Origin of the sequence: Lentzea sp. NPDC005914 (genome assembly GCF_040629405.1) — a bacterium.
Taxonomy (GTDB): domain Bacteria; phylum Actinomycetota; class Actinomycetes; order Mycobacteriales; family Pseudonocardiaceae; genus Lentzea.
The window spans coordinates 100,309-122,713 of the sequence record NZ_JBEXVQ010000020.1 but is presented as its reverse complement, the minus strand read 5'-3'; the positions used below and the strand labels follow the sequence as shown (position 1 = coordinate 122,713).

At 68.8% G+C, this 22,405-nt stretch carries 19 protein-coding genes; 11 read left to right on the top strand and 8 right to left on the bottom strand.

All coding sequences use genetic code 11. The features are described 5' to 3' along the window. Positions 1–58 precede the first annotated feature (58 nt). Positions 59–928, bottom strand: a complete 870-nt coding sequence (locus ABZ345_RS27225) for a DUF4231 domain-containing protein (protein ID WP_359854409.1) — start codon at positions 926–928, stop codon at positions 59–61. Positions 929–1,014: 86 nt separating this feature from the next. On the opposite strand from ABZ345_RS27225, the gene ABZ345_RS27220 reads away from it, so the two are divergent. The 5 genes from ABZ345_RS27220 to ABZ345_RS27200 all read left to right on the top strand — a co-directional run bounded on the left by ABZ345_RS27220 (position 1,015) and on the right by ABZ345_RS27200 (position 8,717). Beyond that, positions 1,015–3,684, top strand: a complete 2,670-nt coding sequence (locus tag ABZ345_RS27220; RefSeq protein WP_359854406.1) for a hypothetical protein — start codon at positions 1,015–1,017, stop codon at positions 3,682–3,684. A gap of 12 nt (positions 3,685–3,696) precedes the next feature. Beyond that, complete coding sequence (locus tag ABZ345_RS27215) at positions 3,697–4,350, top strand: hypothetical protein (RefSeq protein ID WP_359854404.1); 654 nt, start codon at positions 3,697–3,699, stop codon at positions 4,348–4,350. 99 nt (positions 4,351–4,449) lie between these two features. Beyond that, a complete protein-coding gene (locus ABZ345_RS27210) occupies positions 4,450–7,332 on the top strand; it encodes a CBM35 domain-containing protein (protein WP_359854402.1) in 2,883 nt (960 codons plus the stop codon). 403 nt (positions 7,333–7,735) lie between these two features. Further along, positions 7,736–7,879, top strand: a complete 144-nt coding sequence (locus ABZ345_RS27205) for a hypothetical protein (protein WP_359854399.1) — start codon at positions 7,736–7,738, stop codon at positions 7,877–7,879. A 7-nt stretch (positions 7,880–7,886) separates the two neighbouring features. Further along, on the top strand, positions 7,887–8,717 hold the full coding sequence (locus ABZ345_RS27200) for an oxygenase MpaB family protein (protein WP_359854397.1): 831 nt from the start codon (positions 7,887–7,889) through the stop codon (positions 8,715–8,717). 3 nt (positions 8,718–8,720) lie between these two features. On the opposite strand, the gene ABZ345_RS27195 is transcribed toward ABZ345_RS27200, so the two are convergent. After that, positions 8,721–9,746 (bottom strand): hypothetical protein, encoded by a 1,026-nt coding sequence (locus tag ABZ345_RS27195; RefSeq protein WP_359854394.1) that lies wholly within the window; start codon positions 9,744–9,746, stop codon positions 8,721–8,723. An 18-nt stretch (positions 9,747–9,764) separates the two neighbouring features. Then, on the bottom strand, positions 9,765–10,529 hold the full coding sequence (locus ABZ345_RS27190) for an alpha/beta fold hydrolase (protein ID WP_359854391.1): 765 nt from the start codon (positions 10,527–10,529) through the stop codon (positions 9,765–9,767). Positions 10,530–10,624: 95 nt separating this feature from the next. On the opposite strand from ABZ345_RS27190, the gene ABZ345_RS27185 reads away from it, so the two are divergent. Next, positions 10,625–12,100 carry a cellulose binding domain-containing protein gene (locus ABZ345_RS27185; RefSeq protein ID WP_359854388.1) on the top strand — a complete coding sequence of 492 codons (1,476 nt, stop codon included), beginning with the start codon at positions 10,625–10,627 and terminating at the stop codon, positions 12,098–12,100. 48 nt (positions 12,101–12,148) lie between these two features. On the opposite strand, the gene ABZ345_RS27180 is transcribed toward ABZ345_RS27185, so the two are convergent. Then, positions 12,149–12,445, bottom strand: coding sequence for a YiaA/YiaB family inner membrane protein (locus ABZ345_RS27180; protein ID WP_359854385.1), 297 nt, complete (start codon positions 12,443–12,445; stop codon positions 12,149–12,151). Between the two features lie 66 nt (positions 12,446–12,511). Next, positions 12,512–13,153: a transcriptional regulator gene (locus tag ABZ345_RS27175; RefSeq protein WP_359854382.1), complete on the bottom strand. Its 642-nt coding sequence runs from the start codon at positions 13,151–13,153 to the stop codon at positions 12,512–12,514. A gap of 70 nt (positions 13,154–13,223) precedes the next feature. On the opposite strand from ABZ345_RS27175, the gene ABZ345_RS27170 reads away from it, so the two are divergent. Further along, the gene (locus tag ABZ345_RS27170; RefSeq protein WP_359854379.1) at positions 13,224–13,550 is read left to right on the top strand and encodes a DUF6204 family protein; all 327 of its coding nucleotides are present in this window, start codon (positions 13,224–13,226) and stop codon (positions 13,548–13,550) included. Here the strand turns inward: ABZ345_RS27170 and ABZ345_RS27165 are convergent. Together ABZ345_RS27165 and ABZ345_RS27160 are read right to left on the bottom strand one after the other, a co-directional pair. After that, positions 13,525–14,829, bottom strand: a complete 1,305-nt coding sequence (locus ABZ345_RS27165) for an amidase family protein (RefSeq protein ID WP_359854377.1) — start codon at positions 14,827–14,829, stop codon at positions 13,525–13,527. The genes ABZ345_RS27170 and ABZ345_RS27165 overlap by 26 nt on opposite strands. 66 nt (positions 14,830–14,895) lie before the next feature. After that, positions 14,896–17,028, bottom strand: a complete 2,133-nt coding sequence (locus tag ABZ345_RS27160) for an RICIN domain-containing protein (protein ID WP_359854374.1) — start codon at positions 17,026–17,028, stop codon at positions 14,896–14,898. A gap of 105 nt (positions 17,029–17,133) precedes the next feature. On the opposite strand from ABZ345_RS27160, the gene ABZ345_RS27155 reads away from it, so the two are divergent. From ABZ345_RS27155 to ABZ345_RS27140, 4 genes are read left to right on the top strand one after another with little or no spacing between them, the layout of a single operon-like run. Continuing rightward, positions 17,134–17,637 carry a helix-turn-helix domain-containing protein gene (locus tag ABZ345_RS27155; protein WP_359854371.1) on the top strand — a complete coding sequence of 168 codons (504 nt, stop codon included), beginning with the start codon at positions 17,134–17,136 and terminating at the stop codon, positions 17,635–17,637. Beyond that, positions 17,624–18,202, top strand: a complete 579-nt coding sequence (locus ABZ345_RS27150; protein WP_359854368.1) for a hypothetical protein — start codon at positions 17,624–17,626, stop codon at positions 18,200–18,202. Before ABZ345_RS27155 ends, ABZ345_RS27150 begins: the two co-directional genes overlap by 14 nt. Positions 18,203–18,232: 30 nt before the next feature. Beyond that, complete coding sequence (locus tag ABZ345_RS27145; protein ID WP_359854365.1) at positions 18,233–18,829, top strand: toll/interleukin-1 receptor domain-containing protein; 597 nt, start codon at positions 18,233–18,235, stop codon at positions 18,827–18,829. 7 nt (positions 18,830–18,836) lie between these two features. After that, complete coding sequence (locus tag ABZ345_RS27140; RefSeq protein ID WP_359854362.1) at positions 18,837–21,158, top strand: AAA family ATPase; 2,322 nt, start codon at positions 18,837–18,839, stop codon at positions 21,156–21,158. Here ABZ345_RS27140 and ABZ345_RS27135 read toward each other — a convergent pair. Next, positions 21,131–22,333 (bottom strand): FAD-binding protein, encoded by a 1,203-nt coding sequence (locus tag ABZ345_RS27135; protein WP_359854359.1) that lies wholly within the window; start codon positions 22,331–22,333, stop codon positions 21,131–21,133. The genes ABZ345_RS27140 and ABZ345_RS27135 overlap by 28 nt on opposite strands. Positions 22,334–22,405 lie beyond the last annotated feature (72 nt).

The following is a 22,405-nucleotide window of genomic DNA, read 5'->3' as shown; positions in this document are numbered from 1 at the left end:
CGAAGCGACCTTCCGGGCCACATCACTCAGGAACTCGAAACGCGTGGTCGGCCGAGGCTCAGGTGGCGCTCGGCTGACCCGCCATCCACGTCGTGTTCTCCTTGCGGAACGACTCCTCCGCGTCCATCACCGAGTTCTCCCATTCGTCCTCGGCGACGTCGGCGAGCTGGTCGGACACGTACGCCAGGTTGTTCGCCGCGATCGAGTACGTGAGGCGCAGCTTCTCGTACTGCCGCAGCCCGAGCCACGCCGCGCCGCTCGCCACGACGGCCGCCATGATCCCGGAGATGTCGTCGTCCCAGACGCCGAACCCCCTGCCCGCGGCCAGCACGACGGCGAGCAGTTCGCCGGCCACCAGCAGGACGCGCAGCCGGTACGCGCGCTGCTGGTGCAGGCTCGCGCTGGCCGAGTAGTACTCCTGCTGGTTGGTGATCCGCTCGACGAGGTAGGTCTGCCGGCGTTCGTCCAGCGGCTTGCTCCGCAGCTCGGCCATCGGCACCGTCGTCTGGCGGCTCACGTTGTGGAACGTCAGGCCGGCGCCGTCTCGTGCCACGACCTCGTTGACCCGCTGCTGGAACAGCTTCCTGGCATCCGGCAGCGGCATCGTCGAGGGGAACGGGTGGCCGCCCACGCTGAACCGCCACGCGAGCGACTTGATGTCTTCAGCGATCATGCGGCCCGCGGTCCAGTCGCGTTCGGGGCGCTGGGTCCACAGCATGATCTCCGCGAACAGCGCCGCCAGGAACCCGAACAGCGCCACGAGGGCCCAGACGTCGATGCGGCCCAGCTTCCAGCTCAGCGCGCCCCCCAGTGCCGCGATCACGGCACTGACCAGCCGCAACTTGCTCAGCACGAAGGTCTGCCGCTGCCCGCGCACGGCGATCTTGTCCGCGTCGTGGAAGACGCCGGGGAAGTCCGCCTCGATCATGTGCCTGTGTTATCACGCTTCGGGCCCTAACGGAGAGGCTTCCCCCGACGATGTAAGGGTGTTCACCCGGACAGCGGAGAGGGGCCATGTCCGACGAGAAGGTCTTCGCGGCGTTCATCTCGTACAGCCACGCGACGGACCACGAGCTGGGGCCGTTGCTGCAGGAGGGCATCGAGAAGTTCGCGAAGCCCTGGTACCGGCCGAGGGCAAGGCGGGTGTTCCTCGACAACTCCGTGCTGGCGGCCGAATCCGACCTCACCCAGGCGATTCTGGACGGTCTGGCGAACGCGGAGAACTTCCTGCTGCTCGCCTCACCGGCCTCCGCCCGGTCGCGCTGGGTCGCCAAGGAAGTGGCGTGGTGGCTGGAGAACCGCGATCGCCGCAGCCTCTTCGTGCTGCTCACCGACGGCGAAGCGGTGTGGGACAACGGCATTCTGGACAAGGAGCGCACCACCGCGTTGCCCGAGGTGTTGCACGACATCCCCGAGCCGCGCTGTGTCGACCTGCGCGTGGTGCGGGCAGACCCGCGCGACCCCGGCTGGGAGTCAGTGCTGGCCGACGTCGTGGCACCGCTCGACGGCATCGAGAAGTCCGAGCTGATCGGGCATCACGTCCGCGAACGCCGCCGCACCAGGCGGACCGTCGCCGCCACGATCTCCGTGCTGACCGTCCTGCTGGTCGCCGCCGTGATCTTCGCGGTCCGTTCGGAGCAGCAGAGCGATCGGGCGCAGCAGCAAACGCTCGTCGCGACCTCACGCCAGCTCGTCGCCCAGGCAGCGGCCGTTCGCGACTCACGGCCCAACATCGCACGGCAGTTGCTGGTCCAGGCTTATCGGATGGCGCCGACCGCGGAAGTGCTCGGGGCGCTGATGGAGAGCCCGTCGATCCCGCGGGTGGCGCCGACCGGTGGCGAGACCTGGGCGATCGCGTTCGCCCCGCACGGCGAGTTGCTCGCGGCCGGGGTCGGCGACGAGCTCGTGCTCTTCGAGGGCATCAGGGAGCGGTGGCGGGTCCCGCTCGGCTCGAAGGTGTCCGACGTGGCGTTCCACCCGGACGGCAGGCACGTCGTGGTGGGCACCGCGACCTCGTTGATCGTCCTGGACGCCGTGGACTGGACCTGGCGGCACGTGTGGCGGGAGGGCGCGGGCTCGCTCGCGTTCGTGCCGGGCGAGCCGGTGCTCGCGATTACCGGGGTGAACTCCCGCACGGTCCTGCTGGATCTCGCGGAACCGTTGGCGCCGAAGGAGATCGCGGAGATAGCGGGCCCCGCCGCCTCGCTCGGTGAAGTCTCGGTGAGTGCCGACGGTGCCACCCTCGCGCTGCACCTCACCGGCAACGAGATCCAGCTGTGGGACATCACCGGCACCCCGTCCCGGCGTAGCACGGTGATGGCGCGAGGCGAAGCGATCAGCCTGATGCGGTTCTCTCCCACGGGATCGGTGCTCGCCGTCAGCACGGACCAGACGGTGCAGCTGTGGAACACCGCGACCGGGGAGCTCTACAGCGTGCTCGCCGGGGCCGCGCTCTCCGCACGGTCGCTGGCGTTCTCCTCGGACGGCACCATGCTGGCGATCGGTGACGGGGCCGGCGGGATCGCGCTCTGGGACGTCACCGACGTGCTCCAGCCGCGCGCCACGACGTCGTTGCCGGGACACATCGCCTGGATCACCGCGCTGGCGTTCAGGCCGGACTCGCGCGTGCTCGCCTCGGCGTCGTCCGACGGCTCACCGCACCAGAACGTGGTGCGGCTGTGGACCGTGCTGGCGGCGTCCCCTTCGGCCGCGACGGCGGTCGTCGCGCAGGGCGGGGGCGAACTGGGGTTCGGACCGAACCGGATGCTCGCCACCGGCCGCCCGACGACCCTCTACGACCTGAGCGATCCCGCCGGTCCCCGCGAACTGCGCACCGTCCGAACCTTCAACGTCAGCGGCCAGCCCGTCTCGTTCAGCCCGGACGGTACGAAGCTGGCGGCGGGACTGCCGATCGTGTTGATGGACCCGTTCAGCGACATCCCTCCCTCGGCGAAGCAGGACACCACTGCCGAACAGGTGGTGTTCAGCCCGGACGGCAAGCTGATCGGGGCGATGGACACGGAGGGCGCCACGCTCTGGGAGCGGCGGGGTGACGAGGCGGTCGAGGTGACGAGGCTTCCCCGCACGAACGCGGGTCTGCGCGGTGGGCTCGCGTTCAGCCGGGACAGTCATCACCTCGTGACTCGGGGCGATCACGGCGAGTTCGTGCAGTTGTGGGACATCGCGGAACCGGCGAATCCGCGCGAGATCCGGGTCCTCGAGACGAAGGACGACCCCGTGGAGTCCGTGCTGTTCGGGCCGGGCGACGACCACGTCGTGACCGGGTCGGGCAGCGGCCTGATCACCGTGTGGCGCGTGGACGGCACCAGGGTCGCGACCGTCAGCGGGCACGTCGGCGGCGTGTTCGCCCTCGCACCGCACCCGGACGGCCGGATGATCGCGAGCGCGGGGCAGGCGGGCGAGGTGGTGCTCTGGGACGTCAGCGATCCGTCACGGCCCCTCGAGGTGTCGGTGCTGCGCTCCGGCGCGCGGTTGGGCGTCGCCTCCATCGCGTTCAGCCCCGACGGGGCGTTGCTCGGTGGCGCGGACGCCACCCGCACGACCATCTGGAGCATCGACGTGCCGCGGTTGCTGGAGAAGCTGTGCGCCGACTCGCCGCCCATTCCGGAAACCGTGTGGCGGCAGTACCTTCCGGACATCCCTTACGACCCGCCGTGCGCGTGAAGGGAGCTATTCGTGCGACGCGTTCTCCCGTTTTTGTTGCTGCTGGCCGCATGCGGTGACCCGTCGACCGGCCCGAAGATCACCGGCGCGCCGCAGCCGGGTGGGACGGTCGTCGTGACTACGAAGCCGTCCGAGGTGGCCAGGCCGTCGCTCGGCCCCGCGCCCGACAACCTGCACGGCGTGGACTGGCTGAGAGCGACGCTGCCGGCGAAGTTCTGCGGTGTCGAGGAGCCGGTGCAGATCGAGGACGGCTCGGCGAAAGCCACGTCCACGACCTGGGGCGAGGTCGAAGTCGTGGTCAACCCGGTGAAAGCCGTGTGGTTCGGTGACGTCGACGCGGACGGTCGCGACGAGGCGGCGGTCAACCTGTACTGCGAGAACGGCGGCCACACCGCCTCGAGCCAGCTCGCGTTCGGGCTGGTGGTGGTGCGGTCGGCGAAGGGGGCGCTGGAGCTCATCGGTGAGATCAGCACGACGACGATGCGGGACGACGCACCGCACGTGCCGTTGCTGGCGCAGCCGAAGTTCGAGAAGGGCGCGATCACCGTCCGGGAGCTCTGGTACCGGCCCAGCGACGTCAACTGCTGCCCGACCGGCGCCTCGCTGACCAGGTGGTGGGTGCGCGACGGGACTCTGAAAGCCGACCCGGCCGTTCAGGTGTCCTGACACGTCGGATGACTTAGGCCTGCCGAAGCCTTGAACCTGGTAGCTCCGGGTGTAATCATCGGACCTCTCGCCGCCGCCCTGACGAGAAAAGCGATGGTCATGGCACTACGACGTTTGTGTGTGGCCGTAGTGGCCGCGCTGCTCGCCGGCCTGGTCACGATGATCACGCCTGCCGCCGCGCAGGCCGAGGTGCAACACCCGAGACAGGAGTGGCTGCGCAAGTCCACCGCCGGCCTCTTCCTGCACTGGGGCATGTTCACCGCCCCGAAGCACCTGAACTGCGCCGAGTGGGAGCAGGACGTCACCGGCGGAGGGTGGACCCCCGACTACTGGATCGACGAGGCGAAGAAGCTCGGCGCCTCCTACGTCGTGCTCGCGACGTTCCACTCGAGACTCGGCTACGCGCGCCCGTGGCCGTCCAAGATCCCCGGCAGCTGCGCCACCCAGCGCGACCTGCTCCGCGAGCTCACCAAGGCGGGCAAGGCCAAGGGCGTCAAGGTCATCCTCTACATGACCGACGACCCGCAGTGGCACGCCGAGCAGGGCGTGGAGATGCTCGACTCGGCCGCCTACTCCGCCTACAAGGGCGAGAAGGTCGACCTCACCACGCGCGAGGGCTTCGGCAAGTACAGCTACGACCTCTTCTTCGAGGTCATGAAGAACTACGACGACCTCGCGGGCTTCTGGATCGACAACGACAACGAGTACTGGGAGCGCAACAAGCTCTACGAGCAGATCCGGCAGATCCAGCCCACCTGGTTGTTGAGCAACAACAACGAGGACACGCCGATCATGGACACGGTCTCGAACGAGCAGAAGACCGGCATGTTCCCGTCCTACGACTACCCGGCCGCGACGTTCACGCCGATGCCGCGTCTCTCGGAGGCCTGCTACAAGCTCCCCACCACCGGCGACTGGTGGTACAGCGGCGGCGACTCCGCCGTCGACACGCGCCTGAACGTCGGCCGCTACATCACCAACGCGGGCTCCTCGATCAAGTCGCTGATGGCCGAGACGCCGATGGTGAACGGCAAGATGCCGGCGCAGCAGGAGACCTACAACAACTTCATGTCCTCGTGGGTGACTCCGATCAAGGAGTCGATCCAGGGTGTCGAGGGCGGCGGGTACATGTACGGGGGCATGCAGCCGGGGTTCTGGAACGACGGCGCGCACGGCGTCATCACCATCAACCCGTCCACCGGCAAGCAGTACGTGCACGTGGTGACCAAGCCTCGCGCCGACTTCGTTCGCCTGCGGGACAACGGGTATCGCGTCTCGAAGGTCACCGATCTGCGGACCGGCGAGCGGATGAAGTTCTCGCAGTCCGCTGGGCACCTGACGATCGAGGGCATCACGGCGTGGGACGAGTACGACACCGTCTTCACCGTGGAAACCCATGGGCAGCAAGGCTTCTACGACGGCGTGAAGGCGTACGCGACGTCGACGAGGGACGGTTTTCCGGCTGCCAACCTGACCGACGGCAGCTATGAGAAGTACTGGGACGCCAACGCGGCCCAGCCCGTCTCGATCTCGCTGGACCTGGGGCGGCGCAAGGAGGCTTCGTTCCTCGCGATCAACCAGCGCGAGTCGTCGCCGACGCATGCGCGCGTGTCGTTCGGCCGTCCCGAGGACTCCTCGCGGATCAAGGACTACCAGCTGACGGCTTCGGACGACGGTCGCAACTGGTGGCACGTCCGCACAGGTGCTCTGCCTTCCGCGCGTGGCACCCAGTTCATCGACATCGGCTCTGTTCAGGCCCGATGGCTCCGGCTGACCGTGCTCAACACGTGGGGTGGACCGCAGGCTCCCGTCTACTTCAAGGAACTGAAGATCGACGAGATCCGGGTCGGTCACAGCTATCCGCGGTCGGCGCGGGACAGCGCGCTGGAGGCCGAGGACGCGGCACGGTCGGGTTCGGCGCGCAGCGAGTTCTGCGAGGCCTGCTCCGGCACGCGTCAGGTGACGGGACTCGGCGGTGGTGAGCGCAACGCCGTGACCTACCGCGATGTTTCCGTTGCTGCCGCGGGGACCTACAACCTGCGGCTGGACCTGACGTCGGCTTCGGCGTCGTCCGTCTCGGTGTCGGTGAACGGTGCGGCCCCGGTTTCCGTTGCGGTGCCTGCTGATCGCGCCGACGTGCCCGACCCGACCTCGGTGGCGGTGCCGTTGAACGCCGGGCGCAACACGGTCCGGGTGTTCGGCACGGGCAAGCCGCTCGGTCTCGACCGGATCTCGGTCGGGGGCCTGCCGCCGTCGAGCTACACGCCGAAGACGACGCTGACCGTGGAACCCCATGGCGTGCAATGGGTCGCGCCGGGCCGGCAGTCCGTGAAGATCACCGCCCGCCTGCGCCTCGACGCGGACGATCAGATCGACAACGTGTCACTGGCACCCGTGTTGCCCGCGGGGTGGACGCTGACCGGTTCGCCCGCCACGCGTCCGTCGATGCGGCTCGCCGGTCTGCTGGAAGGTGTCTGGACCGCGACCTCGCCGGAAGGGCAGGACGTGGGGTCGGTGACCATTCCGGTGACCGCGTCGTTCCAGCTGCTGAGCTCGGACCGCAAGGTGTCGGGCTCCGTGCCGATGCGGACCCGGCCCGCCGACCGCGTGTTCGTGCGCGAGGCGGAGGACTCCGCGAACGTGTTCGGCAGCACCGGTCTGACCAGTTGCGGGCCGTGCTCGGGCGGGGAGAAGGTGCGCAACATCGGTGGCAGCCCGGACGCCGCGGTGACCTTCCCGAACGTGACCGTGCCCGCTGCGGGCGCTTATCGGATGTTCATCACCTACACGGTGAACGGGCCGCGCTCGTACTTCGTGTCGGTGAACGGGGGCGCGCCGGTCGAGGTCAAGCTCGACGGGCTCGGCAACAACACCCCGTACGTCGCCGAGCTCCCGGTGACGCTGAACGCGGGCGCCAACACCGTCAAGTTCGGCAACGACCAGGCCGGGGCACCCGACCTCGACCAGATCGCGATCGGCTGACACTCCTGAGCGGACGGCACCCTGCCTCGGTAGGGTGCCGTTCTCGTGGGGGCATTGAGGTGCAGGAGGCCATCCGGAGGCTGAACGCCAGCGTGGTGCCGCCAGACGAGGTGCCGGACACCGTGCCGACCGGGGACTTGTTCCCCGCACCGTTCGGGGAGGACACGGACGTCACGGTCTGCGCGACCGACGTGCCCGGCGGATGTGTGCTGATGCAGCCGTGGCACTTCACCCTGCAGCAGCGCGAGTACGTGGAGCCGCTGTCGGCCGGCACGGTCGCGTACGGGATGTACGCCGATCCCAGCAGCGGCAAACAGGGTCCATCTACCGCGAGGGCCGGTTCGTCGACGGCGGACTGCATCCCGGCGGTGGCCCTAACCGGCACCGCGACACCGACGCGCACATGGTGCTGCTGGCGAACCTCTACGAAGGCAGTGCGGTGGCGTACTGCCTCGCCTTCGCGGGGCTGCGGCCGGAGAACAACAAGGCTTTCACTGAGCCGGACCAGTGGATTCGTCTTCCTCGTCTCAGCAACCGTCCCGCATGATGGGTGAATGCTGGAGGCACTGCGGCGGCAGCTGAGCGACGGGCTGTTCGAGAAGGTGGCGGGTCCGGAGCGCGAGAAGCACGCTCGGCGGATCCACGACGCGCCCGGTCCGCGCATGTTCGCCGACGACCGGCCGATCCGGCACGTCCACGCTGACCACGCCATGTTCATCGGCGGGCTGCGTGCGTTGCTGCTGCAGTCGTTGCACCCGCTGGCGATGGCGGCGGTGGCGCAGCATTCCGACTACCGCACCGACCCGTGGGGACGGTTGCAGCGCACCGGCCTGTTCGTCGGCGTGACGACGTACGGCACCAGGAAGGACGCACACGACACGATCCAACGGCTGGCGCACGTGCACACGTTCATCCACGGCACCGCGCCGGACGGACGGGACTACCGCGCGGACGATCCGCACCTGCTGGGCTGGGTGCACGTGGCCGAGGTCGACAGCTTCCTGCAGTGCCACCGGAAGTACGGCGAGAAACCCCTCGACGACTACGACGGCTACGTCGCCGACATGGCCGTGATCGCCGACGCGATGGGCATCCCGGATCCGCCGCGCACGACCGCGGAGCTCGACGCCAGGCTCGACGGCTACCGCAACGAGCTGAAAGGCACGCCCGAGGCCCGGGAAGCGGCGCGGTTCCTGTTGCTCAAGGCACCTCTGCCGCTGCTCGCGAAGGGCCCGTACGCGATCCTCACCGCGACGGCGGTGGCCAGCCTGCCCGTGTGGGCGCGGATTCCGCTGCGGCTGCCGTACCTGCCGATCGCCGAGGCCACCGGGGTGCGGTTCGCGGGCCACGCGTTGATGCGCGGCCTGCGGTGGGTCACGGGCTGAGCCTCAGCGGAAGTCGCTGACGCGGAAGGCGGAGAGCATGTCGCCGTCGCGGAGATCTCCGGACTCGGGCATGACCGGGTTGAACGAGGCCTCGACGCCCACCCAGCCCCGGAACCGGGCGTCGTCGTCGAGGATCTGCAGCATCGGCCGCACGTGGGAGTTGCGGGAGTAGCACCCCTCGTCCGTGCCGTTCCTGGCCTTGGTCAGGCAGCTGCACCACTGCCAATGGGTGTCGCGGCGGTCGTTGTTCGAGACCCGCACGATGTAGTTCTGGACCGAGAAGTCGGTGTTTCCCGGCACGCAGCCGGTCCGGCAGGCATACGTCGCCTCGGGATGGAGGTAGGTGAGGCACCACGACGTGGTGGTGCACGTGCGGTAGAGCCCGATGTCGTAGGGCTCGTCGTCGCGGGTGGTCAGGGCACCGTGATCCCAGCCGCGGACGTCCATCTGGAGCGTGCCGGGGAACGACCGCACGCTCGCCATCTGGCGGCGGGTGCTCAGCGGGGTGTTGCTGCCGTAGGCGTACCCGGCGGTGGCCAGGGTGTTGAACCTGAGATCGAGGCGGACGAGCTTGGTGTCGGCGCTCGTGGTGACGGCCCACTGCTCCGACCACGCCTGGCCGACGTCCCAGGTGATCTTGACCAGACCGTCTTCGATCTTGTAGTCGCCGGTCTTCGGCTCGGTGGGGCCGGAGGTGAAGCCGCCGGCGGTGAGCACCTGGCAGCCGCGCACCTTGGTCTGTCCGGGCGTCAGCGAGGAGGTCGAGCACGTGCCGTCAGGTGTGGTGCCGGTGCCCTGCCGGGCGACCGGGTCGCGTTGCCACCACAGGTACGTCCGCGCGGTCACCTTCCCGGTGGCGCCGCTGAACTGGTAGTCGCCGAGCCGCACCCAGTTGTCCTTGCCGAGCTTGAACGAACCGAGCGCGACGACGAAGTTCGCCTTGCCTCCGGGTAGTTCGGCGGCGGAGGCCGGTGCGGGCAGCAAGGCGAACAACGCCAGGATCAGAACGACGACAGGTGTCTTTCGCACGCTTCCCCCAGCGGTGAGCTACCCCTGCAGGAAGTGCACCACGAGCGGAGTGGCCTCGCCCGCGAATTCCTCGAAGTAACCGTGCCGTGCGCCCTCGATGAGATGCATGCGCGCGCCGGGGATGCGTTCGGTCATGAGGGGAGCGTTGGCCGTGGGGTTGAAGATGTCCTCGGTCCCGTGCACCACGAGCGTCGGCGCGGTGATCGACGGCAGCACGTCCCACGCGTCGTGCTCGGCGCTCGCGAACAGGTGCCGCTTCTTCGCGTAGGGCGGCATCTGCGGGTCGCCGAGCGTGTTGAACGGTCCTCGGTACGCCGGTGTGTACATGAGCTCTTCCAACGCCCTGCGCGCCTTCATCGGGTCGATCTGCGCCAGCGACTTGCGCACCTCGGCGCTGCGCTCGATGCCGTGCGGCCCGCCGGGGGAGGTGCAGCCCAGCACCAGCCGGTCGACGCGGTCGCCGTGCGAGGCCGCGATCCACTGCGCGATCCGGCCGCCCATCGACGTGCCGTAGACGTGGGCCCTGTCGATGCCCGCGTCGTCGAGGATCGCGACGCAGTCCGACGCGAACATCCGCGTGCTGTACGGGGAATCGGGCTTGTCGCTGGAACCGGTGCCGCGGTGGTCCGTGACGATCGTCGTGAACGCCGCGGAGAAACCCGGCCGCACCTGTGACCACCACCGGGACGAGTTGGACTGGCCCGCGATCAGCAGCAGGGGAGGACCCGAGCCTTCGACCGAGTAGAAGAGCTTGGTTCCGTCTCCGGCACGAGCGTGAGGCACGACTGGACAGTCTAGAACCTTGACTTCCGGGTAGATGGTCTAGTCCAATTCGGGATGACCCCCTGCCGGCCGCCAACGTGAGGGACGGAGCAACCATGCTGTTGTTCGCTCGAATAAGCGCGGTGGCCGCACTGGTGCTCGGCACCGTGATCGTGAGCCTCGCCCCTGCCAGCGCCGCCGGTGTCACGGCGACGTTCTCCAAGCAGTCCTGGGACACCGGGTACACCGCCACGGTGACGATCAAGAACGAGACCAGCGCGGCCATCAGCTCCTGGAAGGTCGAGTTCGACTACCCGGCCTCCACCACCGTCGGTGCCTACTGGGACTCGCTGCTCACCAAGAGCGGCAACCACCACACGTTCGTCAACCGCGAGTACAACGGCTCGGTCGCGCCCGGTGCCAGCGTCACGTTCGGCTACAACGCCGCCGGTACCGCGGACCCGGCGAACTGCACGATCAACGGCGCGGCGTGCACCGGTGGCACGCCTCCGACGACGTCGACCACAACCACCACTACGACGACGACCACGACCACGACCGGCCCGCCGCCCACCGGCAGCCTGCCGCGCAAGGTCCTCGTCGGCTACCTGCACGCCAGCTTCGCGAACGGCTCCGGCTACATCCGGATGAAGGACGTGCCGGACGAGTGGGACGTCATCAACCTGTCGTTCGCCGAGCCGACCAGTTCGACCTCAGGTGAGCTGCGGTTCGCCCAGTGCCCGGTCGCCGAGTGCCCGAACGTCGAGTCCGAGGCCGAGTTCATCGCGGGCATCAAGGCGCAGCAGTCCCGGGGCAAGAAGGTCCTGATCTCCATCGGCGGCCAGAACGGCCAGGTGCGGCTGGAGACCACGGCGGCGCGGGACGCGTTCGTGCGGTCGGTCGGCGCGATCATCGACAAGTACGGCCTGAACGGGCTCGATGTCGACTTCGAGGGCCACTCGCTGTCGCTGAACCCCGGTGACGTCGACTTCAAGAACCCGACCACGCCGGTGATCGTGAACCTGATCTCGGCCCTGCGGTCGCTGAAGTCCCGCTACGGAGCCGGCTTCGTGCTCACGATGGCGCCCGAGACGTTCTTCGTGCAGGTCGGCTACCAGTTCTACGGCGGCGCGGGCGGCGGCGACGCGCGCACGGGCGCGTACCTGCCGGTGATCGAGGCGATGCGCAACGACCTGACGTTGCTGCACGTGCAGGACTACAACTCCGGACCCGTGATGGGCCTGGACAACCAGTACCACAACATGGGCGGCGCGGACTTCCACGTGGCGATGACCGACATGGTGCTCGCCGGGTTCCCGGTGCGCGGTGACATGTCGAAGTTCTTCGCGGGGCTGCGCCAGGACCAGGTCGCGATCGGCCTGCCCGCCGCGCAGTACGCGGGCAACGGGTTCACGTCCGTCGCGGACGTCCACACCGCGCTGGACTGCCTCACCAAGGGCTCGAACTGCGGCAGCTACAAGCCGAAGGGCGTCTACCCGAACCTGCGCGGCCTCATGACGTGGTCGATCAACTGGGACAAGTACAACAACTACGAGTTCTCCAAGCAGCACAGGGCTTATCTGCCCCGGTGACCGACGTCGGGCCGCCCGTGAGCGACTCTCACGGGCGGCCCGGCGCCGTCAGACCGCGTCGATCTTGAACGGATCGTGGTCGGTCAGCAGCTTGTCCAGCCGGGCTCTGTCCACCCGGCTGGTTATGTAGCTGTCCTCCTGCCGATCCCGCAGCACCTTGGCCAGCGTGAACGCCGAGGTGACCGTGTAGAGCATCGCGATCCCCAGGAATGCGCGCACCCACCCGTCGACGGGCAGGAACACGACTCCGATGCCGACGGCGGTCAGCGAGAGTCCGAACGAGAGGACCGCCTGCATGTAGAAGGCCGCGGTCGTCGGGGTGTGCGAGGGCGTGGGAGAAGTCATGATCCCGAGAGTCCTGCGTCACACCCGGGCTGTCATGAGTACAGCTACTCAAGTGCGGATCACGGTTCAGGCCAGCGTGGACCAGAACTCCAGCTCGTAGGCCTGCAGCAGACGGCCGTAGCGCCACGCGTGCTTCGGCTGCCAGTGCGCGTCCAGCGCCGCCTGCACCGCCGCGATCGCCCGCTCCTCCAGCTGCGGGGCGGGGGTGGCGAAGAAGTCGACGAACGCGCACGCCTCGTCGTCGAACCCGTAGTGCTCGCGCAGTCCCTTCGCCATGCGGGCGCAGTAGCCGCCCCACGCGGTGAAGTTGGCCAGGATCGCCAGGATCACGTCGGTGGGCTCGCCGTTCATCGCCATCCACGCCTGGTAGGCGGGGTAGGCCTGGCAGCCGGGGTAGGGCTCGTAGCCGTGGAAGTCCTGGGAGGACATGCCCGCGGCCTTCGCGAGCGGCTCCAGCATCGGCAGCACCAGCTCCTCGCCGCCCGCCAGCAGCGTGAAGAACGCCCGCGCGTTCGGCTCCTCCGCCTTCGACGCCAGCGCGAGGAACGTCCGCCAGTCCGACGACACGATGTGGTTCTCCTCGGCGGCGAACGTCGCGATCACGGGCCGCGGCGCCTGGCCCGTTTCGATGAGCTTGACCACGAGGTTGTCGTGCTCACCGGGGTGCAGCTCTCTCCGGATGCGCGCGACCAGCTCTTTTGCGTCCATGGACCATGATTGTTCCGCACCGGGGAAATCGTTCGCCAGGGCGGCGGGTGTTCGGCCACGATGTTTCCTCGTGGCTGAACACACCTACCGGGTACTCGTCCGCGGACGCTTCGCCGACCTGACCGATGACCAGTGCGCCTCCCTGCGGGAGCGCCTCGTGGGCTTCGACTTCCTGCGCAGCGGCGGGTTCAGCGAGGAAGGCGCGCTGACCTACGACGAGAAGCTCGACTTCTTCAGCTACCGCGTGATCCTCACGGCGGAGAAGGGCGCGGACGACGCGGGACTGCGGCGCGCGACCGCTGCCCTCGACGCGCTGGGCGTCGACTTCAAGGGGTTGCGCGCCACCGTCACCGACATGGACGAGATGAAGGTCAACCGGCCGAAACGGCTGGCCTGAGCGGGGTTTCGAGGACTGCCGCCGCGTCCAGGGCCAGGTCCTCCCGGTACATCCGGGACATCACCTGGACGCCGGTCGGCAGCCCGTCGCGCAGCCCCGTCGGCACCGCCACCGACGGCACCCCGACGAAGTTGATCGCCGCGCACAGTTCCATCGCGTCGAAGTAGGCGGCGAGGTCAGCCGTACTGCGCCGCTCCTGGTCGGGCTCGAACGACGGAATGGTCGACACCGGCCCGACCACGACCGGGTAGCGGTCGAGCAGCTTCGCCCACGCCCGCCCGATCGCCAGCCGCGTGCCGGTGAGCTCGAGGAACCCGGCCAGGTCCAGCGCCGGGCGCAGCTCCAGCAGGAGCCGGGCGTACGCGGCGAGGTCCTCACCGGCGGTCGCCATGAACTGCTCGTAGGCGAGCCCGATCGGGGTGGCGATCATCCGCATGGCGAGCGTCGAGGCCTCCTCGAGCCGGGGCACCTCGACCGGTTCGACCTCGTACCCGGCGTCCACCAGCCGTTTCGCCGCCTCCTCGACCACCGGGTCACCCGGCACGAAACCAGCGATCAGCGGGGCGGGCGCACCGGCCGCGGGCACCGGCGCCACGCGGGGATCGGCCGAGTCCATCTCGCACAGCAGTTCGTGCACCAGCCGCAGGTCGGCGATGGTGCGGGCGAGCGGGCCCTCGACCGTCATGACCTGGGGGGGGAACGACGGATCGGGCTGGCCGTAGGTCGAGCCCTGCGCATAGCGGCCATAACTCGGTTTCAGACCGCAGATGCCGTTCAGGAACGCCGGCAGCCGCAACGAGCCGCCACCGTCGTTGCCGATCCCGATCGGCACCATGCCCGTCGCGACGGCCACCGCGTCACCGCCGGAGCTGCCGCCCGGCGACTTCGAGGCGTCCCACGGGTTGATGGTGTGTCCGTACAGCTCGCTGTACGTGTGCATGCCCCGTGCGTTCAGCGTCGGCAGGTTGGCGTGCGCGATCGGCGTCGCGCCGGCCGCCCGGAGCCGCGCCACGATCGGCGCGTCGGCGGATTTCATGTTGCCGGCCAGCTGTTTCAGGCCGTGCGTCGTCGCTGCGCCCGCGACGTCGATGTTCCCCTTGACGGAGAACACCACGCCTGCCAGCGGACCGGCCGGTTCACCTGGCACGTCGAACACCTCGACGAGGGCGTTGACCTTCGGGTTGATCTCGGCGATCACCCTGAGCTGCTCGTCGATGACCTCGCGGGCCGTGAACTCGCCCGCCTGGACTCCTTGCACCACTTCTAGAGCGGTTTGCATCCCCATACTCCAGTCTATGCGAACCGGAGCACGGGGACGCGAATCCGAAAACCGCTCAGTGGAACATCACGGGTAATTGGCCAGGTAGGCCTCGGTCGAACCGTTGGTCACCCTGCCGCCCGAGTTGTTGATGATGTGTTCGATGGTTCCCTTGCCGCCCAACGAGATCGTCACCATGCTGTGGAACTTGACCCCCGGTGTGTTCGGCACCTCGAACGCCCGGTCCGCCACGACGCTCGGGTTGGCGTTGGCGAAGATGTAGCTGCCCAGGCCCCAGGCCTCGTGCGTGGTGACGTTGTTGGCCACCTTGTACGCGGCGTAGCCGCGCGTGGAACCGTTCATCCACGCCGCCTGGTTCGGCGCCTCGTAGGGCATCTCGTTCTGGTAGAAGTACGTCCGGCCGCCCTGCCCGTTCCAGATGGTCTGGTACTTCTGGTAGTGCTCGACGAAGAGGCCGTACATCGTCACGTTGTTGCCGTTGACGATCAATCCGGTGTCGGCCCGGTTCACGTCCCAGCCGACGCCGTCGCGGTGGTCAGCGCGCCACAACCACAGGTGGTCGCCGATCACGTTGTGACTGTTGACCACCAACGAGGTCGTGGCCCGTCCGACCGCCGAACCGCCGATGCGCACGTACACGTCGTGCACCGACGTCGGGTTGGCCGCGTGGCTGGCGTTGCTGCCCGGCGCGCCGATCTGCATCAGCAGCGGCGAGTTCGTCGGAGCCGCGTCCAGCAGCAGGCCGGCGACCTTCACACCGTCCACATCGGCCACATCGATCGCCATGTTCCCGTTGGTGGGCATGACGGTCGCGAGACCCAGGCCGAACACCACGGTGTCCGGACGCGTGACGCGGATCGGCTCGCTCACCTGGTGGATGCCCGGCGTGAGCAGCAGGTGCTTGCCCGCCGCGAGCTGCTGGTTCATCGTCGCGGCACTGGTGCCCGGCTTGGCGATGAAGAAGTCCGACAGCGGGATGTTCGTGCCCTGCTGGTTGCCGCTCGCCCACGTGGTGCCGCTGGTGTTGGTGCGCAGCGACGGGACGAACACGCTGTACTTGCCGCTGCCGTCGATGTTCAGGAACGGCTTCTCACGCACGACAGGGGTCTGCGCGACGGTCGTGTACGGCGGCTCGGGGAACGTGTTGGCCGGGGCGTTGCGCGCGCCGACGAAGACCATGTTCCAGTTCTCGCCGGTCCACGAGCCCCACTCGGTGTTGCGCGACAGCCACTGCTGCTGGCTGCCGGAGCGGACCTGGCCGGTGACCGCGGAGTCGGCCAGGAAACCGCCGCTGGACCAGCCGTTGTCGTCGAGCTGCATGTTCCCGTAGACGTGCGTGCGGCGCATCGCGGAGGCCTGCGAGACCGCCCACGTGTTGGTGCCGCTCGGCGGCCTGATCGCGAGGTTCTCGGCGCCGCGCCAGAAGTTGTGCGTCGCGTTGCCCTGGAACCAGTCGGCCTCGACGTGCACCTGGCCGTTGATGGTGACCTGGTCGGGGTTCAGGCCGAGCCCGAGCACCTGGGTGAAGAAGCCGATGTTGACGTCGGCGTTGTAGGTGCCGGGCTTGAAGAAGATCGCGAACCGCCGCGGGTCGTACTGACCTTGTTCCTGCTGCCGGAAGACGTCGTTGAGCCGCGCCTGGATCGTGCCGGCGGGCATGGACGGGTCGAAGATCAGCACGTTCGGGCCGAAGTCGGGCTGCGTCGGGTCCGGGGGAGCGGAGGTCCCGAGCTTGAAGGCCTGCGCGTTGGTGCCGTTGCAGGTGTACTGCACCAACTGGACGTCGTTCGTGGTCGCACCGGGCACGTCGAGGCACTTGCCGCTGTGCCGACTCACGAACCGGTAGGTGTCGGTGCCCACCTGTTCGGGGCGCCACTGCTGATTGTTGGCGTTGAAGGACTGCCACAGGTGGATCGGCGCGTTGTCCGCGGTGGACACGTCCGAGACGTCCCACACCTGGCCCTGGCCGACCGTGAAGTAGCCGTCGCTCGTGGGCGTGAAGGTCCACGTCTGCCCAGAGCATCCTTGTTGGCGGAGCTGTGCGCCGTTGGCCGTTCCCTGCGACTCCACGCACTTTCCGCTGCCGACGTTCGTGACTTGATAAGCGGTTCCGGGCACTACGTCGGCCTGCGCCGCGACTGTCCACACTGGAACGATCGCCGCTGCTGCCAACGCTGCCACCAGCAGGGGGGTTCTCACGGGTCACAGGGTGGGGGTGGTTTGTTGCAACCGTCAACGAACCTACCTGTTTCCGGTCGGGTTCCGGTATTGACAAATGAATTTGTCAAATGAGACCGTGCTGGCGTGGAGCTGTCGCCGTTGCGCAGATCGCTGCTGGAGCTGCTGAAGTCGCCCGCGTCGGCGACCCAGCTCGCGGCGGCTCTCGACCTGCCGCGCCAACGGGTCAACTACCACGTGCGCGCGCTGGAACAGGCCGGGCTCGTCGAGCTGGTCGAGGAACGCCAGCGCCGCGGCTGCGTCGAACGCGTGCTGCGCGCCCGGCCCGGCCGCGAGATCGCCGCGGACGTCCAGGACCAGTTCGCCGCAACGCATCTGGTGTCGGTCGCCTCCGGGGTGGCGCGGGAGGTCGACCGGATGTCCTGCGCGGCCGCGGACGCGGGAAAGCGCTTGCTCACCTTCACCGTGGAGACGACGGTCCGCTTCGGCGCGCCCGGCGACGTCCACGAGTTCACCAGCGACCTCGCCGAAGCGGTGCGGCAGATCGCGTTGAAGTACGACACCGAGTCAGGCCGCCCGTACCGGGTGGTCGCGTTGGGCCACCCGGGAGTGTCCGATGATCAGCGGTAGCAGTGACGAGGGCGTCCGGATCGAGGTCACCGTGGCCGCGCCGGTCGACGAGGTGTGGCAGTCGTTCCGCGACAAGCAGAAGATCCTGCACTGGCACGGCTGGGAGTACGAGGGTCTCGAGCAGGAGATCGACGGCACGTTCTTCGAGGACGCGGAGGAGACGGGCGAGCGGTCGCTGACTCTGCACGGCCACGACACGTTCTCGCTGACCCCGGTCCCGGAAGGCACGCGTGTGGTGCTGACGCGCGCGCCGAAGGGCACTTTGCCCGAGTGGGACGAGTACTACGACGACATCACCGAAGGCTGGATCACGTTCCTGCACCAGCTGAAGTTCGCACACGAGTTCCACCCCGGAGCCGTTCGCCGCACGTTGTTCTGGCCTTCCGAGGTGTCTCTGGGTGTCACGGGCAAGCCGTTCTTCTCCTCGCCCAACCAGAGCGGGTTCGTGATCGAGGAGTGGGGGCCCGGTCTGCTGGTAACGTGCCCCAAGATGACCGTCGTGACGACCTACGGGTTCTCCGACGACGAGCTGGAGACGTTGCGCCAGAAGGGTGACGGCTCGTAATGGCCTCTTTGAAGATCCCGATGTGAGAACGTGGGCTACGAGTACGACGTCTTCCTGAGCTACACGCGCCGCGGTGGTGGTGACGTGTGGGTGCGGGACCACTTCTACCGTGCGTTGCGCGAGTGGCTCGGCAACGAGATGGCCGCCGAACCCCGGATCTTCGTGGACTGGAACCAGAAGACCGGGGTCTCGTGGCCGGACAGCCTCGAGGGCGCGTTGCTGCGGTCGAAGGTGATGGTCGCGGTGCTGTCGCCGCCGTACTTCCGCTCGGAGTGGTGCCTCGCGGAGTGGGAGAGCATGCTCGAACGCCACCGCTCTCTGGGCTACGGCACCCTCGATCACCCGCAGGGCCTGGTGCTGCCCGTCCGGTACGCCGACGGGCAGCACTACCCGCCCGAAGCGCGGGCGGCGCAGCAGCGGGACTTCACGCCGTGGAACAAGCCACTGCCGTACGAGACCTACAGCCGGTCCCGGGACTACGAGTTCTTCTACGCCGCCGTGCAGAAGCTGGCGGAGGAGGTGGCGGAACGGATCGAGGACGCGCCGCCGTGGGACCCGGCGTGGAAGGTGGTGCGGCCGACGCTGGATCCCCGGTCGCTGCCGCCCGGCCCGTTGCCGAGGCTGTGAGGGTGCCGTGATCGTCACGTTCTACTCCTACAAGGGCGGCGTCGGACGCTCGTTCTGCCTGGCCAACGTCGCGGTGCAGCTGGCGCGCTGGGGGAACAGCGTGCTGTGCGTGGACTTCGACCTCGACGCCCCCGGTCTGCACGAGTACTTCGGGCCGTACCTCTCGGCCCCGTGCGACGCGGGTCTGGTCGAGGTCGTCACCGGGGAGGTCGACTGGACCGACGTCGTGGAGTCCGTCTCCGTGCCGGACATCGAGAACCTGTCGCTGCTCGCCGCGGGCCAGATGGACGCCACGTACGCCGACCGGGCCCAGCAGCTGTCGTGGCCGGACCTCTTCGCCGACCACGACCTGGGCTGGCGGTTCGAGAAGATCCGCGAGGAGTGGGAGAACACGTTCGACTACGTGCTGGTCGACAGCCGGACCGGCATCACCGACATCGGCGGGATCTGCACCGCGCAGCTGCCGGACGTGCTGGTGCTGTGCGTGGCGCCGAACCGCCAGAACCTGGCCGGTGCGCTGGAAGTGGCGCAGCGGGCGGCCGACGCGCGCGACACGCTGCCGTACGACCGCGACGGGCTGCTGTACCTGCCGGTGGTGTCGCGGTTCGACAGCAAGGAGGAGTACGAGCGGGCGCGGTCGTGGCGGACCACGCTGGCCGAGCGGTTCGCGCCGCTCTACGCGAGCTGGATGCCCAAGGACCAGGACGACGACCGCCCCGAGCTGGGCATGGTGGAGCGCACGACCGTGCCGTACCTGCCGTACTGGAGCTTCGGTGAGGAGATCGCCGTTCTCGACGAACGCAGCGGCAGTCCCGACTCGGTCTCCTACTACATGGACAACATCGCGGCGTTGCTCGCGCACCGGCTGGCGGATGCTGACGTGCTGGTGAGCAACCGCGACACCTACGTGTCCGCGGCTCGGGAGCGCGGGCGTCGTGAGCCGGGTCAGGGGTTCCGCTACGACGTCCTGGTGCACGGCACGTCGGACCGGGCGATGGACCTCGCGACCAAGCTGCTGGAGTTCGGCGTGCGTGCGGTGCGGGGGCGTTTGGCGGAGCTGTCCGCGGTGCGCCACTTCGTGATCGTCGATCCGCCCGCACAGCCGTCGGCGGGGATCCAGGAGATCCTCGACCAGGGCCGCACGGTCATGGTGGTCGCGGACGACGTGCCCCGGCAGCTGTCCGCGGCGCAGGTGCTCTCCCCGTTCCGCGGTCTGCTGGACACCGCGGTCGAGGTCGTGAGCACCGTGCCCGCGGAGGAGCCGGGACCGCACTGGGAGCTGGTGCTCGTCTCTGCGGGCCAGGCGCTCCAGGCCGCGGGCGACGTAGCAGGCGCGTACCTGCTGGCCGGCAGGGCGATGGAGGCGGCGGCGACCCCGGTGCGGTCGGCGTTGCTGCACGGGGAGCTGGCCAGGGACACCGGCCGGCTGGAGGTGGCCGAGGCCGACCTGACCCACGTCCTGAACGTGGTGCTGTCCAACACGGTCGAGGCACAGCGCGCGCATCGGCTCCTCGGCGAGATCCACGAGGCCCAGGGCAGGCTTTCCGACGCCGTTCTCCACTTCGAGTCGGCGTTGCGCGGAGGCGGGAACCGGCGGGAGAAGGCGCTGGCGCACCGGGAACTGGCCCGCATCGAGCTGCGGAGCGGGAAAGCCGATGCGGCGCACCAGCATCTGTTGTCGGCGCGGGAGTTCAGCACCGGGGACACCGCGCTGGAGGCGCAGGTCGCGTTCGAGCTCGGGTCGATGCTGGTCGACCGGGGCGACTTCACCGCGGCGGGACGTCAACTGGTCGACGCGGTCGAGTGGAACACGCTGCCGCTCGACGACCAGGTCACCGCGTTGCGCCAGCTCGCGTACCTGGAGAGCGCGGCCGGGCGGCATCACGGGGCGGAGGAGTACCTGCAGCGCGCCCGTCACCTGCCGGTGCGGCCGGAGGACAAGGCGGACATCATCATCGAGCTCACGCGGTTGAAGCGCGAGGCCTTCGACACCACCCTGGCCATCCGCGACCTGAATGCCGAGCTGGTTCTGCTCGCGCCGGACGAGCTCGTCGTCCGGGCAAGGCTGCAGGAGAAGCTGGGGAACCTCTATCTCGACGCCACTGCCGCCTTTGACGCGCAGGAGGCGTTCACCGACGCGTTGGCAGTCTTCCGCAGTCTCGCTGACCGGTCGGGGGAGGTGCGGACGTTGATCGGACTAGCCCAGGCTTTCCCGGACGCAACCCTGGCGGACCCCGCGCTGCAGGAGGCGCGACGGCTGCTGACCCGGTTGCGCGGGCCGGAAGCCGACCTGCTGTGGCGTCAGCTCGACGCGGTGGACCCGAAGTAGCGGGTGAGGAAGTCGTTGCGGAACACGCCTTTCGGGTCGTGCTCGTTCGCGAGGGCCTTGAACGCCTCCCACTGCGGGTAGCGCGCGGCCAGCAGCATCGGCGGGACCGTGAAGAGCTTGCCCCAGTGCGGCCGTGGCGCGATGGCCTCCTCGAGGCGGGGGAGCAGTGCGAGCACCTTGGCTGTGTCCGGGATCCAGGTGAAGTGGATGGCGAGGCTGTCGCGGTCCGCGGCCGGGCTGAGCCACTGCGGTTCGGCGTTCACCGTGCGGATCTCGCAGGCCTGCACGAGCGGCGAGATGACCGTGGACATCTCGGCCAGCGCGCGCAGGGCCGTGACCGCGCGGGTGCGGGGCACGAAGTACTCGGTCTGCAGCTCCTGGCCGACCGACGGTGTGAACTCGGCTTTGAAGTGGGGCAGCCGTTCGTGCCACGGTCCGGTGATGCCGCCCTGCTCGGTGCAGCGGCCGGCGGGCTGGCCCTGGACCGGGTGGCGCGGCCCGTCCGCTTCCCGGCCGGGGAACGCGAACGGCTCGTCGCCGATCCGGTGCTTCACCCAGAGCGTCGCCCCGCCCCGCCAGTCGACGAACGCGCTCACGCTGTACGCGCCGTCGAAGATCTGCTCGAGGCTGGTGAGCAACGTCGTCCAGGCGACGTCCTCGTAGACGGTCTGCGCCACCTCGAACGACGGCACCGTGTCCATCGTGACGGCCGTGACCACCCCCAGCCCGCCCATGGACACCACAGCACCCGCCGACGTCAGCTCGACCACCGAGCCGTCCGCCCTCATGACCTCGATCGACCGCACCGCCCCCGCCAACGACCGCGCCCCGGAACCGTGCGTGGCCGTGGCGACCGCGCCGGCGATGGTGATGTGCGGCAGGCTCGGCAGCGTGTGCAGGGCCAGGCCCGCCTCGTCGAGCTTGGGGGCGAGCTCGGCCAGCGTCGCGCCGGCGTTGACCCGCACGGCGAACCTGTCGACCTCGAAGACCGGCGGCATGGCGGAGAGGTTCAGCAGGGTGCCCGCGGTGTCCGCGATCGGGCTGAACGAGTGCCCGGACCCGACGACGTGCACCGCACTCGAACCGCGGACGATCGCGCGCAGGTCGTCGGCCGAGGTCGGCGTGACGGCCTGGGCCGCTGTGAACGTGACGTTGCCGGCCCAGTTGGTCTTCATGGTCCTACGGTAGGCGCACTACCGGCTTCAGTCGTGCTCCCTGTCGCTTCAGTGCAGACCAAAATTGGGTTG

Coding starts and splice junctions, on each gene's coding strand:
- ABZ345_RS27220 (WP_359854406.1), top strand. CDS start 1,015: ATGTCCGACGAGAAGGTCTTCGCGGCGTTCATCTCGTACAGCCACGCG.
- ABZ345_RS27180 (WP_359854385.1), bottom strand. CDS start 12,445: ATGACTTCTCCCACGCCCTCGCACACCCCGACGACCGCGGCCTTCTAC.
- ABZ345_RS27225 (WP_359854409.1), bottom strand. CDS start 928: ATGATCGAGGCGGACTTCCCCGGCGTCTTCCACGACGCGGACAAGATC.
- ABZ345_RS27175 (WP_359854382.1), bottom strand. CDS start 13,153: ATGGACGCAAAAGAGCTGGTCGCGCGCATCCGGAGAGAGCTGCACCCC.
- ABZ345_RS27210 (WP_359854402.1), top strand. CDS start 4,450: ATGGCACTACGACGTTTGTGTGTGGCCGTAGTGGCCGCGCTGCTCGCC.
- ABZ345_RS27185 (WP_359854388.1), top strand. CDS start 10,625: ATGCTGTTGTTCGCTCGAATAAGCGCGGTGGCCGCACTGGTGCTCGGC.
- ABZ345_RS27205 (WP_359854399.1), top strand. CDS start 7,736: ATGGTGCTGCTGGCGAACCTCTACGAAGGCAGTGCGGTGGCGTACTGC.
- ABZ345_RS27200 (WP_359854397.1), top strand. CDS start 7,887: ATGCTGGAGGCACTGCGGCGGCAGCTGAGCGACGGGCTGTTCGAGAAG.
- ABZ345_RS27165 (WP_359854377.1), bottom strand. CDS start 14,829: ATGCAAACCGCTCTAGAAGTGGTGCAAGGAGTCCAGGCGGGCGAGTTC.
- ABZ345_RS27135 (WP_359854359.1), bottom strand. CDS start 22,333: ATGAAGACCAACTGGGCCGGCAACGTCACGTTCACAGCGGCCCAGGCC.
- ABZ345_RS27150 (WP_359854368.1), top strand. CDS start 17,624: ATGATCAGCGGTAGCAGTGACGAGGGCGTCCGGATCGAGGTCACCGTG.